Genomic DNA, 15158 nt, shown 5'->3' on the forward strand with positions numbered 1-15158 from the left:
CTCCCGCCCCGGGAAGCCTCCGCCCCGCCTCGGCGGGACGCCTCGTCGCCGTTCAGCCACCGCCCCGAGGGTCAGACCGGCGACGGGCCCGGCCGCAGCTCCCGAAGCCGTGCCGCGATCTCCGCGATGTCGTCGACCGCCCCGGCCGCCGTGTCCACGACGAGTTCGTACGCGGCGTCCTGGTCGGCTTCGGCGAGGTCGATCCCGTTCACGGCGAGGAAGACCGCCGCCGCGAGCCAGGCCGTCCGCTTGTTCCCGTCCACCAGCGGGTGGTTCTTCGCGAGGCCGTGCAGCAGCGCGGCAGCCTGCTCGAAGAGGTCCTCGTACGCCGGTGTACCGAACATCCGGGCCCGCGGCCGGTGCACCGCCGATTCCAGCAGCCGGGGGCTGCGCAGCCCGACGGGCTGGTCGTGGACCAGGCAGGCGTGCCGGGCCAGCTCCAGCACCTCGGCGACGGTGAGGTGGCGGGTGCCGCGCGTGCCCTCGCCCGCGCGGGGCGCGCTCACTCGCCGAGCCGTTTCAGCAGGGGCGCGTGCCGGTCGGCGAGCCGGGCCGCCGCCTCGCCGACCCGCTGCCGCTCCCGGCGCAGGTGCGCCCGTACGGCGGCGAGGGCGTGCTCCTCGGGCGTGGAGTCGGTGGCGCCGGCAAGGTCGGCGAGCTCCGCGTACTCGGCGGCCGACAGCCGGATGGTCAGGTCGTCCATGCCGCGAGGCTATCGACGGGCGGGCCCGCCGGTCAGGCGGTTTTCGGGCCGGGCCGCTCGTACAGGCGGGTGGCCACCCACGCGCCGATCAGGGCGACCGCCGCCATCGGCAGGAAGACGACCACGAACGCGGCGGGGTGCGATGCCCCCGCGGCCGACGCCCCGCCCGCCGCGTGTGCGGCCGCGCCGACCGAGCCGCCGCCCAGCGCGGCGAACGCCGCACCGCCGGCGGCCAGCAGCACCACGTTCGCGAGGGCGTCGGAGATCTGCAGGGCGGCCGAGTTCGCCCCGGCCTCCTCCGGCGCCGACAACTTCAGCAGCAGCACGCTCGTCGAGCCGAGGACAAGCCCCATCCCGAGGCAGCCCACCCCCCACGCCAGGGCCAGCGACCACACCGGCACCCACGGCACCAGCACGGCCGGCGCGGCCGCGATGGCGGACGCCACCAGCAGCATGCCGAGCACCATCAGCCGCTCCCGGTACGGCTCGGCCCAGCCGCGGGCCTGCAGCCACGACCCGCCCGCCCAGGTGAGACCGCCCAGCGCCAGCGAGAACCCGGCCAGCGTCGGGCTCAGCCCCCGCTGCGTGACCAGCATCAGCGGAACGAAGCTCTCCGCCGCGATGAACGAGCCTGCCGCGAGCCCGCGCAGCAGCACCACCGACGGCAGCCCGCGCCGCGCCCGGTACGTGCCGCGCGGCAGCAGCCCCAGCACGGCCGGCACCAGCAGCGCCGCCCCCGCCACACCCTGCAGCAGCGACAGCCACCGCAGATCCTGGGCGGCGTACTGGAGCAGCCCCGCCCCGACCGAGATCGCCAGCGCCAGCCGGATCCGCCGACGGTCGAACGCCGCGGGCGGCGCCTGCGGATCGACGGGCCCCGAAGCGCTCCGCCGGATCGCCGGCAGCGCCACGGCGAGCGGGACCACCACCAGCACGGGGATCCCGAGGAACACCCAGCGCCAGCCGAGGTGCTCCGTCACCGTCCCGGCGGCGAGCGGGCCCACGATCGACGGGACGACCCAGCTCGCGGCGAACGCCGCCATGATCGCGGGCCGGAGCCGCTCCTCGTAGGCCCGGCTCACCACCACGTAGAGGGCGACGATGACGAGCCCGCCGCCGAAGCCCTGCACGGCCCGGCCCAGGACGAACACCCACATCGCGCCGGCCGTCCCGGCCAGCACCAGCCCGGCGGCGAACGCCCCGATGCCGAGGCCGAGCGGGCGCAGCGGGCCCTGCCGGTCGGACCACTGGCCGGCGAGGACCATGCCGAAGAGGCTGGTGGTGAAGTAGGCGGAGAACGCGAACGCGTAGAGCCCGATCCCGTCGAGATCGCGGGCGGCGACCGGCATGGCGGTGCCAACGGCCGTCGCCTCGAAGGCGATGAGGAAGATGACGGACACCATGCCGATGCTGAGCGTCCGGTACGCCGACGAGAGGATCCCGCCCTCGGGCGGGGGCGGGATCACGGCGGTGGGCTGCGGCTCCGACAGGCCGGATTCGAGGGCGCTCATCGCCCCAGCGTAAGCCGCGAAGCGGGGTTTCGCCCCTGTCCGTACGGCGGATCCTGGCTCGTCCGGAGGACCTACGCCGGGGGGCGGGGGCGGGCACGTGTGAACGGCGCGTGACAGGCGTATGGCAGCCCGGGCGGGGGCCTTCCGGGAGCGCGGGGCCGCCCGTACGGTCGTCGGTGTCAGCACATCCCGGCCGTGTGCCCGAGTGGTCAGGGACCCGCCTGCAAAGCGGTATACGCCGGTTCGAATCCGGTCACGGCTTCTCCCGGACCCCCGGGTCCCGACGCAACCGCGTCGGGCCCGGGGGTCCGCACTACCGCCTTCCGCGGCTGCACGTGCAGCCGGTCACCCGCTCCGACGGCGCACGACCACCGCCGTGACCGCACCGCCGACCAGCACGCACGCGCCGAGCCCGAGCGCGATCCACGTCGTCCCGCTGAAGCCGTCGGCCTTCGCATCGGCCTGGGGCGCGGCGGACTCGGACGCCTTGGCAGCGGCCGACGGCGCGGGCGAGCTCTTCGCATCGGCCGCGGCCAGGTCGGGCAGCGGAAACACGTCGGCGGGCCCGGGATCCCCGGGCGTCGGCAGCGCCACCTTCGGCCGCACGATGCCGTAGCCGAGGTAGTCGTTGCGCTCCTTGCCGTCATCGGCCTTTCCGGCAGTGTTCATCAAGACCCGCAGCACCTGGTTGTTCGTCCACTCCGGGTGCGCCGACCACAGCAGCGCGGCAGAGGCGGAGGCCAACGCGGTGGCGTCACTTGTTCCATGCCCCTTACAGACACCGGTACTGCCGTTGCAGCCAGCCACGATGTCGATGCCCGGTGCAGTCAGGTCAACGTGAGCGTGGTGGTGGGACTCCTTGGTTGCCGTGCCGTCCGGGCCGACGGCACCGACACCCACCACTCCCGGCGTCGCTGCCGGATACCGGAGGTCGTTTACGGTTTCCCCGTCGTTGCCGACAGCTGCAAAGATCAGTTTTCCTTTGCCAATCGCGTACTTCACGGCATCCGCGAGTTCCTGGTTCTCGTCCAGGTTTCCCATCGCAATACTAAGAATCTTCGCATCTGTGTCGGCGGCGTAGCGGATGGCTTGAATCATCGACTTGTAGGGCGCAGTCCCATCGCCGCCGCGGTCCACCCGCAGCGGCATGACACGTGCCCCGGGCGCGAGGCCGAAGGCACTCCCTACACCACCCCGTCCCTTGCCGTTACCGACGATGATGGCGGCCATGGCAGTGCCGTGATTGCTGTAGTCGGTGCGTTCGTCGCCTTCGTAAGACGGTGCCGCAAAGTTCCGCCCCTGAACAACCTGGCCTTCAAGCTCGGGGATCCGCGCCACACCTGTGTCGATCACGGCGACAGTCACACCCTTGCCGGTGCTGACCTTCCAGATGTCGTCCGCCTTCATGGCGTCGAGATGCCATTGCTGCTCACGGATGGTCTTCGCGTGAGCCGGGGTCGCGGCGACCCCGGCCAGCAGGAGGCCCACTAGGACCGAGGTCGCCTTGCGCATGCGCATCTCGTGCAACGTCCGTTCTGTCAGTCGATCACTCGCGGAACGACACGGTCGTTGCTCCGCCAGGTCTCTTCGTCCTCGGCCAGGTAGTCGGGGCGCTCGCCGCCCTGGCGCTCGTTCCGATTGCCCGGCGCGTGGGCACCCGCACCGGCGTGTCCCATCACACCGCGGCCCGACTCACCCGCGGGCGTGTTCCTCACGAGGCCGGAGCCTCCGTGCGTGAACGGCTGCCCGGTCGTCGGGACGGCGCGGCCGACCACACCGGGCGGCATCGCGCCAGGCTGGCGGGCACCACCGATCACGCCGCCCGGCTCCATGGCCAGTCGGCGGCCGGCGGCATTGCCGCCCGGACCGCTCGGGTGCGCCCCACCCACGCCGGGGTGCATACCCGGGCCGACAGGCGGACGGGCGCCGGGGTGCGCCCCCTCGGAGCCGACCACGAGACCACGGGGAAGCCCCGTGGTGGGACCCATCGTGCTGGGCACCTGGCGGCCGCCGATGATGCCCGTGTCCCGCGGCATCAGGGGCGGCATGCCGAGCTTGCCGCCGTTGGGAGGACCCGCCACAGGCGGGACCTTGTTGAACGAACCGCCCCCGCCGAGCGTCGGACCGGTACCCGGCGGAAGCGGCACCACCGGCGGCATCGGTGCGACAGGCCCAGGCGTGACAGGCCCGGGCCCCGGGGTGGGCGGCATGCCGGTGACCGGCGGCAGCGTTTTGTCCGGCAGGACGGCGACGTTGTCCAGGTTCACGTTCACGTCGCGGTCCGGCAGGTCTGGAATGGGAGCGCGTCCCGCGGGTGGCGTAAGAGGCGCGTCCGGCACACGGCCGGGCGAGAGTCCCGAGTCGCTAGAAGGGCCACTCATTGACGCCGAGGAAGCGTACGAGCCGCTGCCCGGCCCGTAGGCACCACCAGAGCCACCGCTACCGTAGGAGACGTCGCTCCGACCGCCGTAATCCCCCTGTGGCACAAACCGCCCCGGCATGGGCGGGAACGTCGGAATCGGTTCCTTGGCGATCTGGGTTTTCGATTGCTCGTACGACTGTGAAAGTTTCGTCAGGGCGTCGATGGCTTTGGTGTGGTCGCCCGACAGCTTGGCGTGAGCCTCGCGGCCTAGCTGCTGCGCATCCGGCTCGTTGCGGTGTTCCTTGGAGACCTGAAGGTTCTTCGCTGCGGCAGTGTCGTAGGCCGGGATGTTGTCCTTGACCTCGTACATCGTCTGGGATGCCGCCTGCATCCACTTGCCGGCGGCCGCAGAATACTTGCCCAGGTGCAGGGTGGCGGTGCTGGCCCGGCTCGTCCACTGCTCGAAAGCCAGGGCCGCCTCGCCTTCCCAGCCTTTGACCTTGTGGTTCCTGAGGTCCTCACCGATCTTGGTGATCGCTTCGGCGGCCTCGATAAGCTGCGCGGCGCGCGTCTTGACCAGGTCGGGGTTGAGCGTCTTCACCATGGCCAGCAGCTGCTGGTGGGTGTACCCCTCAAAGTTCGTCGCCATCAGATGTTGCCCTTCGGCTTGTTGGCCTCACCTGCCGGTGCCTGCTGGGCCTCATGTGCCTTCTGCTCCTTGACCAGCGGGTCTCGCGCCTCGACGTAGGCGTCCTTCGCCTGCTTGGCGATCGCCGCCAGGCGTCGCTTCGTCTCGTAGTCCACCTCGGTGAAACTCTTGCCCGCCGTCTGGATCGCAAGGCCGAGCGCCTCGATGTGGCCAGCCAGCCCCTTCGACAGGTTCTCGAGTTCCTTCTGGACCGTCTTGTACGCGTCGAACAGATCCACCGCCTCCGCGAAGCCCGTGCCCAAGGTGCCCTCGGGGAGGGTCGTGTGGGCCAGTTTCTTGTCGGACGCCTCCGAGTTGCCGAGCTTCGTCAGCAGCTCGTCGACGACCTTCTTGTAGCCGCTGATCGTCTCGTAGTCGACCGCAAGGGCCTTGGCCTGCGCCGAGATGGCCGCCGCTTGGCTCTTCGCCGACGCCCCCAAGAAGCTGAACACCGATTCCTCTGCCACGAAGGCCTCCCCGTTTACCCGTTCCCCGTGGGAGGGCGGCGTCGCCGCCGCTTCCCCAACCCCGTTCGCTCCTGTGAGCTGCCGTTCGCGCGGGCGTGCCACAGGGCTTACCGATCACTCTAGCGACCGGCGGCGACAGCCCCAACCTCGGGTTGCACGTGCAATGCGGGTCACACGGTCAGGAGTTGGCCGCCGCGACCGCCGCCGACGGGCGGATCGGGAGGCGGTTGACCGGGCGGCCCGTGGCTGCGCGGACCGCCGAGGCCACGGCTGCCGGGGTCGTCACCACCGGTACCGCGCTCGCCGCCTTCGCGCCGAACGGCGCGACCACGTCGCGTTCCTCGACCAGCTTGACGATCCGCACCGTCGGCGCGTCCAGCGATGTCGGCAGGGCGTAGCCCGTCAGGTCGGGGTGGCGGACCAGGCCGCCGACGGAGCGGAGGTTTTCCGTGAGGGCCGCGCCGACGCCCTGTGTGACGCCCGCCTCGATACGGGCCTCCAGCTGGCGGGGGTTGAGGACGCAGCCGACGTCCTGCGCGACCGCCAGCTCGACCACGCGCACCGTGCCCAGCTCGATGTCGACGTCGACGACCGCGCGGATCGCGCAGAAGGCGAGGCCGACGAACGCGTCGCCCTGCCCGTCGCCGTCCAGCGGCTCCGTGGGGTGCGGGCGGCATTGGGCCGTCGCCCACAGCTCCTTGCCGGCCATCGCCTCCGCGACCGTCGTCGAGAACGCGCCGTCGTACGACGTGATCCGGCCGTCCTTGACCTGGAGGAGCTCCGTGGACATGCCGAGCTTGTGGGCCATCGGCTGGAGCAGCTGGGTGCGGACCATCTTCGCGGCCCGCTCGACCGCGCCGCCCGACACCCACGTGTGGCGGCCGTGCGCGGCGGGGCCGGCCGGCGGCTGGTCGGTGTCGACGGGGGCCGTCGACACCTCCTCCACTCCGAGGACCTCCTGGACGATCTGCCGGGCCAGGGTCGCGAAGCCCTGGCCGGTGTCGACGGCCGCGCAGATGACGGTCGCCACGCCGTCGACGACCTTCACCGTCGCCGTGGAGACCTCGTCGGTGCCTTCCGCGCCGAGCATGTGCACCATGCCGACGCCGTACCCGACGCCGCGCCGCACCGCGCCCGGCTCTCCCGCGCCCTCCGGCCCGCCGGGCAGCAGCCACTCCTCCTCCGGGGTGTCCTTCGGCAGCGGCGGCAGCTCGAAGTCCCTTACGGCGCGCAGCAGTTCGGCGACGGGTGCCGGGCAGGTGACGGTCTGCCCGGTGGGCAGCAGGTCGCCGGTGGCGAGGACGTTGCGCAGCCGCAGCTCGGCTCCGTCCATGCCGAGGGCGGCGGCCAGCTTGTCCATCTGGCCTTCGTACGCGGCGCACACCTGCATGGCGCCTTCGCCGCGCACGTGGCCCGACGGAGGGTTGTTGGTGCGTACGGCCCAGCCTTCGACGAAGGCGTGCGGGACGACGTACGGGCCGCAGGCGAACGCCACGGCCGCGGCGAGCGATTCGGCGGAGGAGTCGGCGTAGGCGCCGGCGTCCATGAGGATCTGCGCCTCGACCTTGACGAGGCGGCCCTCCGCGTCGGCGTGGTGGCGGTAGCGCAGCAGTGTCGGGTGGCGGTGGGTGTGGCCGAGGAAGGACTCCTCGCGGGTGGCGGCGAGTTTGACGGGGCAGCCGGTCCGCAGGGCGAGCAGGCCGAGCGGGAGCTGGAAGGCGGCGTCCTCGCGGTCGGCGGTCGCTCCGGGCACGCCGGTGACGACGATGCGGACCCGGTCGGGTTCGAGGCCGAAGCAGGCGGCGGCGAGGTCGCGGTCGAGGTGGGGGTCGGTGGAGGCGGTGTAGATCTCGACGCCGCCGTCGGGCCGCGGCACGGCGAGACCGGCCTCGGCGCCGATGGGGGCGGGGTCCTGCCGGCCGATGCGGTAGAGGCCTTCGACGACGACCTCGCCGGTGGCCTCCGGGTCGCCGTAGCGGAGCGGGATGTGCCGGATCAGGTTGCCGTCGGGGTGCAGCGGGGGGGCGGCGAAGGCCTGCTCGGGGTCGGTGACCGCTTCGAGGAGCTCGTATTCGACGGTGATCGCGGCGGCCGCGAGGCGGGCCGTGTCGGGGTGGTCGGCGGCGACGGCGGCGATGGGCTCGCCGTGGTGGCGTACGACGTCGTGCGCGAAGACGGGCCGGTCCGCGATGCGCCGCCCGTGGGTGGTGGCGCCGGGGACGTCGGCGTGGGTGACGACGGCGCGGACGCCGGGCATCCGCTCGGCGGCGGAGGTGTCGACGGACAGGATGCGGGCGTGGGCGTGCGGGGAGCGCAGCACGGCTGCCCACAGGAGGCCCTCGGCCCACAGGTCGGCGGCGTACGGGAAGGTGCCCTCGGTCTTGGCGCGCGCGTCGGTGGCGGGCACGGACGCGCCGATGCCGCGCGGCACCGCCGGCGCGGCCTGCTCGGGGTCCGGGCCGGGTGCGGCTCCGGGGGTGCCGGCGGCGCCGCCCGCCGCGGTGGTCGTGGTGAACGTCACGGTCGTCGTCGACGTCGCCGTGGCCGCGTCCTGCCCGCTCACGCCATGCCTCCGTTGTGGATGCCTCCGCCGTGGACGCCTCCGTCGTGGGCGCCTCCGCCCGGGTGGATGCCGCCTTCGCCCGGCTGGGCCTGGTGCGGGATGTACGGCTCCCCCGGCCCGGCGGCGTAGGCCTGCGCCTGCCCCTGCGGCCGGTTTTGCGCCTGCGCGGCGGCCGCCTCGGCCTCCGCCGCCTCCCGCTCCGCGACGACCTCGCGGACGGCTTCCAGGACGCCCTTGTAGCCGGAGCAGCGGCACAGGTTCCCGCACAGCGCCTGGCGGGTCTCCAGGTCGCTGGGGGCGTGGTTGCCCTCCAGCAAATCATGGATGGTCATGGCCATGCCGGGCACGCAGAATCCGCACTGCACCGCGCCCGAACGGCACAACGCCTGCTGCACGTCGGAGAGTTCCCCTCCCGCGGCGAGCCCCTCGACGGTCCGGACCTCGCTCCCGGCGGCCGTCGCGGCCGGGACCAGGCAGGACGCGACGAGCCGGCCGTCGACCTGCACCGCGCAGGCCCCGCACTCGCCCTGGGAGCAGCCGTCCTTGGCGCCGGCGAGGCCGAGGCGCTCGCGCAGCACGTACAGCAGGGACTCGCCGATCCAGGCGCCGGTGACGGGCCGGTCGGCGCCGTTGACGCGCAGCACGTACGAGGACAGCGGGTGCTCGTGGTGCGCGACGGCCGGAGCCGTTTCCTCCGTGTACGGGGCCTCCCCGCCCGGGATCCCTTCCCCGATTTCCGCACCCGGCGGTGCCGCGGCAGTGTCGGCGGTGTCCGCACCCGGCACGGGCGCGCTGCCCGCTTCGGCCGCGGAGGCTGCGGCGATCCCGCGGCCGTCGGTGCCGGCGGGATCCGCCGCCGGGTCGTGGGCGGCTCCGGTGAAGCCGTGCCCGCCCACCGCCGGCCCGGATTCAGGGGCGGCCTGCGGGCCCGGCTCCTGCCCGGCCCCGGCGGCGGCTGCGGCCTCGGCCTGCGCGTCCGGGTCGGGCGCGGCCGGCTGCACCGCGGCGTCGGCGGCCGCCTCCGGCTCCCGCTCCGGCTCGGGCGCCGGGCCCGGCTCCGGCTCGGGGGCAGGGGCAGGCGCGGGCTGCGCCTCGGCGGCCTCGGGGCGGCCCTGGCCGTGGCCCTGGCCGTCCGGCCCGGCGTGCCCGGCGGGAGTGCTCGTAGGGGCGTACTCCGCGGCGGCGTGCTCCCCGGCGGGCGCCTCGCCGCGGCCGTGGCCCCCGTGGGAGGCGGGCCCGCCGTGCGAGGCTTGGCCGCCGCCGTGCGAGGCCCCGCCGTCGTGCGGGGCGTGGCCGTCGTACTGCCCGTGCGTGTCGTACTGCCCGTGCGCGTCGTACTGCCCGTGCCCGTCCTGCTGCGGCGCCTCGCCGTGGCCGTGGCCGTGGCCGTACGGCACGCCGTGCGCGGGCGTCTGGTGGGGCGCCTGGGGCGCGTGCGGGTGGCCGGGCAGGTCGGCGGCGTAGGGGTGCGCGTGGCCGCCGTCGTGGCCGTGCGCGTACGCGGCCGTGTGCGGCACGGCGATGCCGGCCGCGGGGGTGTCGGTGGGGCCGCCCGCCTGCGCCGCGCCGTGGCCCGCCCCGTGGGGCTCGCCCTCGGGGAGGGTGCCGACGCCGGGGCCGCCGAGCACGCGCGGGGCGCCCGGGGGGCCGCCGACCCCGGGCCCGCCGAGCCGGCGGCGGCCGCTGCCGGAGCCGTCGGTCCGGTCGTCCGGCAGGACGCCCGAGCTGAGCGGGGCGTCCGCGGGTGCGGCCGCCTCGTGGTGGGGCTGCGGCTGGGCCGCCCAGGGGGCGCTGGCGCCGCCGGGCAGGGTCGCCGGGGCGCCGCGGAAGTCCGCGTCGAGCCCGCCGGTCCGGAACTCGCCGGTCTGGAACTCGCCAGTGGAAAATTCGCCGGTGCGGAACTCGCCCGTCCCGTCGTGGAGTTCGGGCAGGTCCCACTGGCCGGTCGTCACCGGCTCGGCGGCGCGCACCGCGTCGGGGAAGTGCCACTCCGCGGTCGCGGACGGGTCCTCGCCCTCGGCGCCGTCGGGCTCCGCCTCGGCGTGGGCGTGGCCCGTGCCGGGGTCCGCGAACGCCGCGGCGACCGACGCCGGGATCGGGACCGACGCCGGGATCGGCGCGCCGACGGGAGCCCCGCCGCCCGCGCCGCCTCCGCCGCCCGCGGCCGGTTCCGCGTCGGCCTCCGGCCACTGCACCGGCATCGACCAGGTCCCCGTCGCCGCCGGGTCGGCGGTGCCGGTGCCCAGCGGGACGATCATCGGCGGGGGCACGTAGCCGTGCCCGGGCGCGGCCAGCGGCTCCCCGGAGCCGAGGCCCTCCAGCATGCCCGGGGGCAGGCTCACGAAGGCCGTGGCGTCCGAGTCGTACTCGCCGCCCTGCGGCACCGGCTCCCAGCCCCAGCCGGTCCCGGCCGCGCCTGCGTCGCCCGTCGTTCCGCTCACGTTCTCGTTCCCACTCATGAGGTCAGCGCCCTCCCCAGGGCCCTCCGTGCCAGCACGGCCACCGTCCGCCGCAGGTGAAGTACGCCGGGGGCGACCGGTTCCCCCTGGTCGGGGACGCAGGCGGCGGCGACGTAGTCGCCGAAGGCCTCCAGCGCCTCGGGGGCCAGCTGCCGCTCCCCGTCCCAGTCGATCAGCGACGCCACCCACTGCTCGGCGTCCAGCGGCCGCAGCGGCATCGGGGCGACCGCGCCGACCGCGATGCGCACGCCCCGGCGCGCGGGATCCAGGACGAGCCCCACGGACGCCACGGCGCGCCCGGGGCCCGTACGCCCGGTCGCCTTCAGGAACACCTGCGGGGCGTGCAGCAGCGGCACCCGGACGAAGCCGATCAGCTCGCCGGGCCGCAGCATCTCGCGGCCGGCCAGCAGGTACGAGACCGGGATCTCCCGGCTGCCGCCCGGGCCGACGACGACGAGGGCGGCTTCCAGCGCGGCCAGGACGGGCAGCGTGTCGCCCGTCGGCGCGGCGCCGGCGATGTTGCCGCCGAGGGTGCCGGCGTTGCGGATCTGCGGCGGCCCGGCGGCGCGCGCGGCCGCGGCGAGCCCGGGCATCAGCGCGGCGAAGTCGGGGCGGCCCATGCGGGCGTGGGTGAGGCCGGCGCCGAGGAGGGCGTGGCCGTCCTCCTGGTACTGCCAGCCGCGGATCTCGTTGATCCGGCCGAGGCTGACCAGGCCGGCCGGCCTGAGCAGTCCCGCGTTGACGGCGGCCATGAGGTCGGTGCCCCCGGCGACCGGCACGGCGGCGGGCATGGCGGCGAGAGCCGCCACGGCCTCGTCGAGCGAGGCCGGCAGCATCACGGACTGCGCCGCCTGAGGTGTGTGCGGTGCGTGCGTGGTCAACCCGCTGCCCCTTCCCGATGTCCCGGTCCCGGCGCTCACGCCTGTCCGCCGTACGGTACGTGCTCACCGCCGGGACGTGGCAACTCTGGCACATCATCCGCCCCGCCCGGCGCCAGGGTCGGCCGGGCGCCCCGTGAACCCCGAGCCGTCCGTTTTCCCCTGTATCTCCCGATAGGAACGGAAGGGCAGCGGAAGGGCCGAATTCGCCGTCAAGGAACGAAAGTTCCCGACAGCGCCCAAGGTCGTAGGACGCCCCGGAATCCCCTGCGGTTCCCCACACGTCCCGCAGATCACGAGAGTCCCGACCCTCCCGCGACCTCCCGAATCCGCGGCGGCGGGCACGCAGGCGCGGGGTGCCGCGCACACCCCCGGCGCGGGCGGCCCGCTGCACCCCGTACGGCGCCCCGGGCCGCCTTCCTCACACGTTCGGGGGTTCCCCGTCGAGCGGCCGCCCCCGCACGCCGGGGCGCCGCTGCCACGGCAACGGGCCGCCGGGCGGGCGGTGTCGGACGCCCATCGCGTCCAACCGCCGCCGGTGCACGCCCATCCGCGCCTCGAACCCGGCGTAGTCGCGCTCGGCGGGGCGCGGCAGCGGCGACCACACGGCCTCGGCGAACGCGGCGAGCCGCGGGAACACCTGGTAGTCGACCCGCCCCTGGTCCTCCATCACCTCGGTCCACACGTTGGCCTGCGCCCCGAGGACGCGCGCGGCGCACTCCCCCGCCAGCTCGGCAGGAACCGGCTCGAACCGGTACACGTCCTCCAAGGTCCGCACATACCCGATCGGCACCGGCTCGTCGGGGCCGGGCGCCTGACGGTGGTCCAGGTACACGTGCTGCTCCGGGCACATCACCACGTCGTGGCCGGCGCGGGCGGCGGCGATCCCGCCCGCGTAGCCGCGCCACGACGACACGGCGGCGCCCGGCGCGAGTCCGCCCTCCAGGATCTCGTCCCAGCCGATGAGCCGCCGGCCGCGCTCGGCGAGCCAGCGGTCGAAGTGCCGTACGAACCAGGCCTGGAGGCCGTCCACACCGTCCACGCCGAGTTCCCGGATCCGCCGCCGGGCCGTCGGGGAAGCCCGCCACTGGCCCTTCGGGCACTCGTCGCCGCCCACGTGGACGAACGGCGACACCTCGGCCGGGAAGAGTTCCAGCACCTCCTCGAACACGCCCTCGTAGAAGCGCAGGACGGCCTCGGTGGGCGCGAGCACGTTCTCGCTGACGCCCCAGTCGTCCCACACGCCCAGCGCGGCCGTGTCCACGACGTCGGTGTTGCCCAGTTCCGGATAGGCGGCGATGGCAGCCTGGGAGTGGCCCGGCAGGTCGATCTCCGGGACGAGCGCGATGTGCCGCTCGGCCGCGTACGCGACGATCTCGCGGATGTCGTCCTGCGTGTAGAAGCCGCCGTGCGGGGTCTCGTCCCACAGCTGCGAGGCCCGGTGGCCCCGGCGGCTGCGCGGCCGCCAGGCGCCGACCTCCGTCAGCCGGGGATGGCGGGCGATCTCGATGCGCCAGCCCTGGTCGTCCGTCAGGTGCAGGTGCAGCACGTTCAGCTTGTGCGCGGCGAGCAGGTCCAGGTGGCGCAGTACGCCCTCCTTCGGCGTGAAATGCCGGGCCACGTCCAGCATCATGCCGCGCCACGCGAAGCGGGGGCCGTCCTCGACGGTGCCGTGCGGCAGGCTCCGGATGCGGCCGCGGCCGAGGGGCGCGGCGCGGCGGTGGGCGTCGGGGCCGAGCAGCTGCCGGAGCGTCTGGGCGGCCCGGAACAGGCCGGCGGGCGAGGCCCCGGCGAGGTCGGCGCCCGCGTCGTCGGCGGTGAGCGTGTGCCCCTCGGGGCCGAGGCGGGCGGCGAGGCCCGGGTCGAGGCGCAGCCGGATACCCGCGCCGCTCCCAACGGCGGCGTCCGGCGGCAACAGGTCCCAGCCGGTGGCGGCGCCCAGCTCCCGGCGCAGCCAGCGCGCCGTGCCGGCGGTGCCGGGGCCGGCGTCGAGCCACGGCCGCGGCCCGAGGAGGCAGGGCGGCGCACCGGGGCGGAAGGAGTGCGTGCGGGGTGCGGGGATCAGGTCCATGCGGCGGCCCTTCGCAGCGGCGCGTTGCGCCCGGCGGGCCAGGCGGCCCGCCGGGGCGCTCGTGGCGGCCGACCCTAGCGGGGCGGCAGCGGAAGGTCACCGGGCCGCGGCCGCGGTACGGGTCCCGCGGCGTCCACACATTCGGTACGGGTTCCGGGGCGCATCCGCCCCCGCGGGCACCGCCGGGGCGGGTCCCACGGCACCACGGCACCTCCCGCCGCGTCCGCACGCCCGGGCGGGTCCGCGGCGCATCCGGCCCGGTCCGCCCCGGCCCGGTCCGGTCCGCGCCGGGGCGGACCGCCGTACGGGGCAACGGCAGGGACCGCCGCGCCTCGGCGCAGGCACCCCGGCCGCGGGCCACGGTACGGCGAAGGCCCCCGCAGTGCGCGCGAGCGCACCTCGGGGGCCTCGGCCCCGCAGGGGCGGGGCGGGTCCGAACGGGCGGGCGGCCTGCGCACCCGGCGCGGCCCTGCGCACCCGGCGGGTCCGCGCGCCGGGGCCTGCGCGCCGCCGCGCGGCTCGGCCGGCTACTTGTCCTTGTCGCCCTTGCCCTTGTCGCCGCCGGGGCCCATGGAGTCGTAGATCTCCTTGCACATGGGGCAGACCGGGTACTTCTTCGGGTCGCGGCCCGGCACCCAGACCTTGCCGCAGAGCGCCACGACGGGGGTCCCGTCGAGGGCGCTCGCCATGATCTTGTCCTTCTGGACGTAGTGGGCGAAGCGCTCGTGGTCGCCGTCGCCGTGGGACACCTGCGGCGTCGGCTCTACGAGGGTTCCCGTACCAGTCCCGCGCTCGGGCTCAAGAGTGCTCATGCAGCCAGGGTACCGATCCGTGCCCGGCTCAGTTGAGCGACGGGTCGTCGGCGTACGTGGCGACCATGGCGAGCTCGCTGCGCTGCCGCCGCAGCACCGCCCGCCAGAGCCGCTCGGGGTCGGGGAAGGAGACGTCGCCGGGCTCGGAGTCGACCACGTACCAGGCGCCCTCGCCGAGCTCGGCCTCCAGCTGGCCCGGCCCCCAGCCCGAGTACCCGGCGAAGATGCGCAGCGAGCCGAGCGCGGCGGCGAGGAGCTCCGGCGGGGCCTCCAGGTCGACGAGGCCGATCGCGCCGTGCACCCGGCGCCAGCCCAGGGGGCCCTCCTCGCCGGGGATGACGGCGATGCCGAGCGCCGAGTCCAGGCCGACCGGGCCGCCCTGGAAGACGACGCCGGGGTCGCCGGCCAGCTCCGCCCACGCCAGCAGGACGTCGCCGACGCCGACGGGGGTGGGGCGGTTGAGGACGACGCCGAGCGAGCCCTGCTCGTCGTGGTCGAGCAGCAGGACGACCGCGCGGTCGAAGTTCGGATCCGCGAGCGCGGGGGTGGCCACGAGCAGCCGCCCCGTGAGGGAGGACACCTCGGTCATGCCGACATGATCCCGCACATTCGCCCTTCGGGGGGAGCGGGGGCGGGCATCGGAT

General features: G+C 75.0%; 12 protein-coding genes and 1 tRNA gene. 1 reads left to right on the forward strand and 12 read right to left on the reverse strand.

Annotated features, from left to right (window positions below):
• Positions 1-71: 71 nt before the first annotated feature.
• From EF903_RS15890 to EF903_RS15900, 3 genes are read right to left on the reverse strand one after another with little or no spacing between them, the layout of a single operon-like run.
• Positions 72-506 carry a type II toxin-antitoxin system death-on-curing family toxin gene (locus EF903_RS15890; RefSeq protein ID WP_125543884.1) on the reverse strand — a complete coding sequence of 145 codons (435 nt, stop codon included), beginning with the start codon at positions 504-506 and terminating at the stop codon, positions 72-74.
• A complete protein-coding gene (locus tag EF903_RS15895) occupies positions 503-703 on the reverse strand; it encodes a hypothetical protein (protein WP_125543885.1) in 201 nt (66 codons plus the stop codon). The genes EF903_RS15890 and EF903_RS15895 overlap by 4 nt, the downstream gene beginning before the upstream one ends.
• A gap of 32 nt (positions 704-735) precedes the next feature.
• Complete coding sequence (locus tag EF903_RS15900) at positions 736-2214, reverse strand: MFS transporter (RefSeq protein ID WP_125543886.1); 1479 nt, start codon at positions 2212-2214, stop codon at positions 736-738.
• Between the two features lie 191 nt (positions 2215-2405).
• On the opposite strand from EF903_RS15900, the gene EF903_RS15905 reads away from it, so the two are divergent.
• A tRNA-Cys gene (locus EF903_RS15905) sits at positions 2406-2476 on the forward strand.
• A gap of 83 nt (positions 2477-2559) precedes the next feature.
• Here EF903_RS15905 and EF903_RS15910 read toward each other — a convergent pair.
• The 9 genes from EF903_RS15910 to EF903_RS15950 all read right to left on the reverse strand — a co-directional run bounded on the left by EF903_RS15910 (position 2560) and on the right by EF903_RS15950 (position 15103).
• Positions 2560-3732 carry a S8 family serine peptidase gene (locus EF903_RS15910; RefSeq protein ID WP_260615401.1) on the reverse strand — a complete coding sequence of 391 codons (1173 nt, stop codon included), beginning with the start codon at positions 3730-3732 and terminating at the stop codon, positions 2560-2562.
• A 20-nt stretch (positions 3733-3752) separates the two neighbouring features.
• Positions 3753-5225, reverse strand: a complete 1473-nt coding sequence (locus EF903_RS15915) for a WXG100 family type VII secretion target (protein ID WP_125543888.1) — start codon at positions 5223-5225, stop codon at positions 3753-3755.
• Positions 5225-5731: a hypothetical protein gene (locus tag EF903_RS15920; protein ID WP_260615404.1), complete on the reverse strand. Its 507-nt coding sequence runs from the start codon at positions 5729-5731 to the stop codon at positions 5225-5227. The genes EF903_RS15915 and EF903_RS15920 overlap by 1 nt, the downstream gene beginning before the upstream one ends.
• 178 nt (positions 5732-5909) lie before the next feature.
• On the reverse strand, positions 5910-8294 hold the full coding sequence (locus EF903_RS15925) for a xanthine dehydrogenase family protein molybdopterin-binding subunit (protein WP_185902682.1): 2385 nt from the start codon (positions 8292-8294) through the stop codon (positions 5910-5912).
• Positions 8291-10735: a 2Fe-2S iron-sulfur cluster-binding protein gene (locus tag EF903_RS35260; protein ID WP_260615405.1), complete on the reverse strand. Its 2445-nt coding sequence runs from the start codon at positions 10733-10735 to the stop codon at positions 8291-8293. The genes EF903_RS15925 and EF903_RS35260 overlap by 4 nt, the downstream gene beginning before the upstream one ends.
• Positions 10736-10749: 14 nt before the next feature.
• A complete protein-coding gene (locus EF903_RS15935; RefSeq protein WP_125543889.1) occupies positions 10750-11634 on the reverse strand; it encodes a xanthine dehydrogenase family protein subunit M in 885 nt (294 codons plus the stop codon).
• Positions 11635-12052: 418 nt separating this feature from the next.
• Positions 12053-13702 (reverse strand): beta-N-acetylhexosaminidase, encoded by a 1650-nt coding sequence (locus EF903_RS15940; protein ID WP_125543890.1) that lies wholly within the window; start codon positions 13700-13702, stop codon positions 12053-12055.
• A gap of 527 nt (positions 13703-14229) precedes the next feature.
• Positions 14230-14514 carry a DUF3039 domain-containing protein gene (locus tag EF903_RS15945; RefSeq protein ID WP_114057731.1) on the reverse strand — a complete coding sequence of 95 codons (285 nt, stop codon included), beginning with the start codon at positions 14512-14514 and terminating at the stop codon, positions 14230-14232.
• A gap of 28 nt (positions 14515-14542) precedes the next feature.
• Positions 14543-15103, reverse strand: coding sequence for a YqgE/AlgH family protein (locus EF903_RS15950; protein ID WP_125543891.1), 561 nt, complete (start codon positions 15101-15103; stop codon positions 14543-14545).
• Positions 15104-15158: the final 55 nt, after the last annotated feature.

It is taken from the genome of Streptomyces sp. WAC05292 (assembly GCF_003949955.1).
In the GTDB taxonomy this organism is placed as follows: domain Bacteria; phylum Actinomycetota; class Actinomycetes; order Streptomycetales; family Streptomycetaceae; genus Streptomyces; species Streptomyces globosus.

Bases quoted from the DNA above. Each gene is read 5' to 3' on its own strand.
- EF903_RS15950 (WP_125543891.1), bottom strand. From the start codon at position 15,103: ATGACCGAGGTGTCCTCCCTCACGGGGCGGCTGCTCGTGGCCACCCCC.
- EF903_RS15910 (WP_260615401.1), bottom strand. From the start codon at position 3,732: ATGCGCATGCGCAAGGCGACCTCGGTCCTAGTGGGCCTCCTGCTGGCC.
- EF903_RS15895 (WP_125543885.1), bottom strand. From the start codon at position 703: ATGGACGACCTGACCATCCGGCTGTCGGCCGCCGAGTACGCGGAGCTC.
- EF903_RS15900 (WP_125543886.1), bottom strand. From the start codon at position 2,214: ATGAGCGCCCTCGAATCCGGCCTGTCGGAGCCGCAGCCCACCGCCGTG.
- EF903_RS15940 (WP_125543890.1), bottom strand. From the start codon at position 13,702: ATGGACCTGATCCCCGCACCCCGCACGCACTCCTTCCGCCCCGGTGCG.
- EF903_RS15945 (WP_114057731.1), bottom strand. From the start codon at position 14,514: ATGAGCACTCTTGAGCCCGAGCGCGGGACTGGTACGGGAACCCTCGTA.
- EF903_RS15915 (WP_125543888.1), bottom strand. From the start codon at position 5,225: ATGGCGACGAACTTTGAGGGGTACACCCACCAGCAGCTGCTGGCCATG.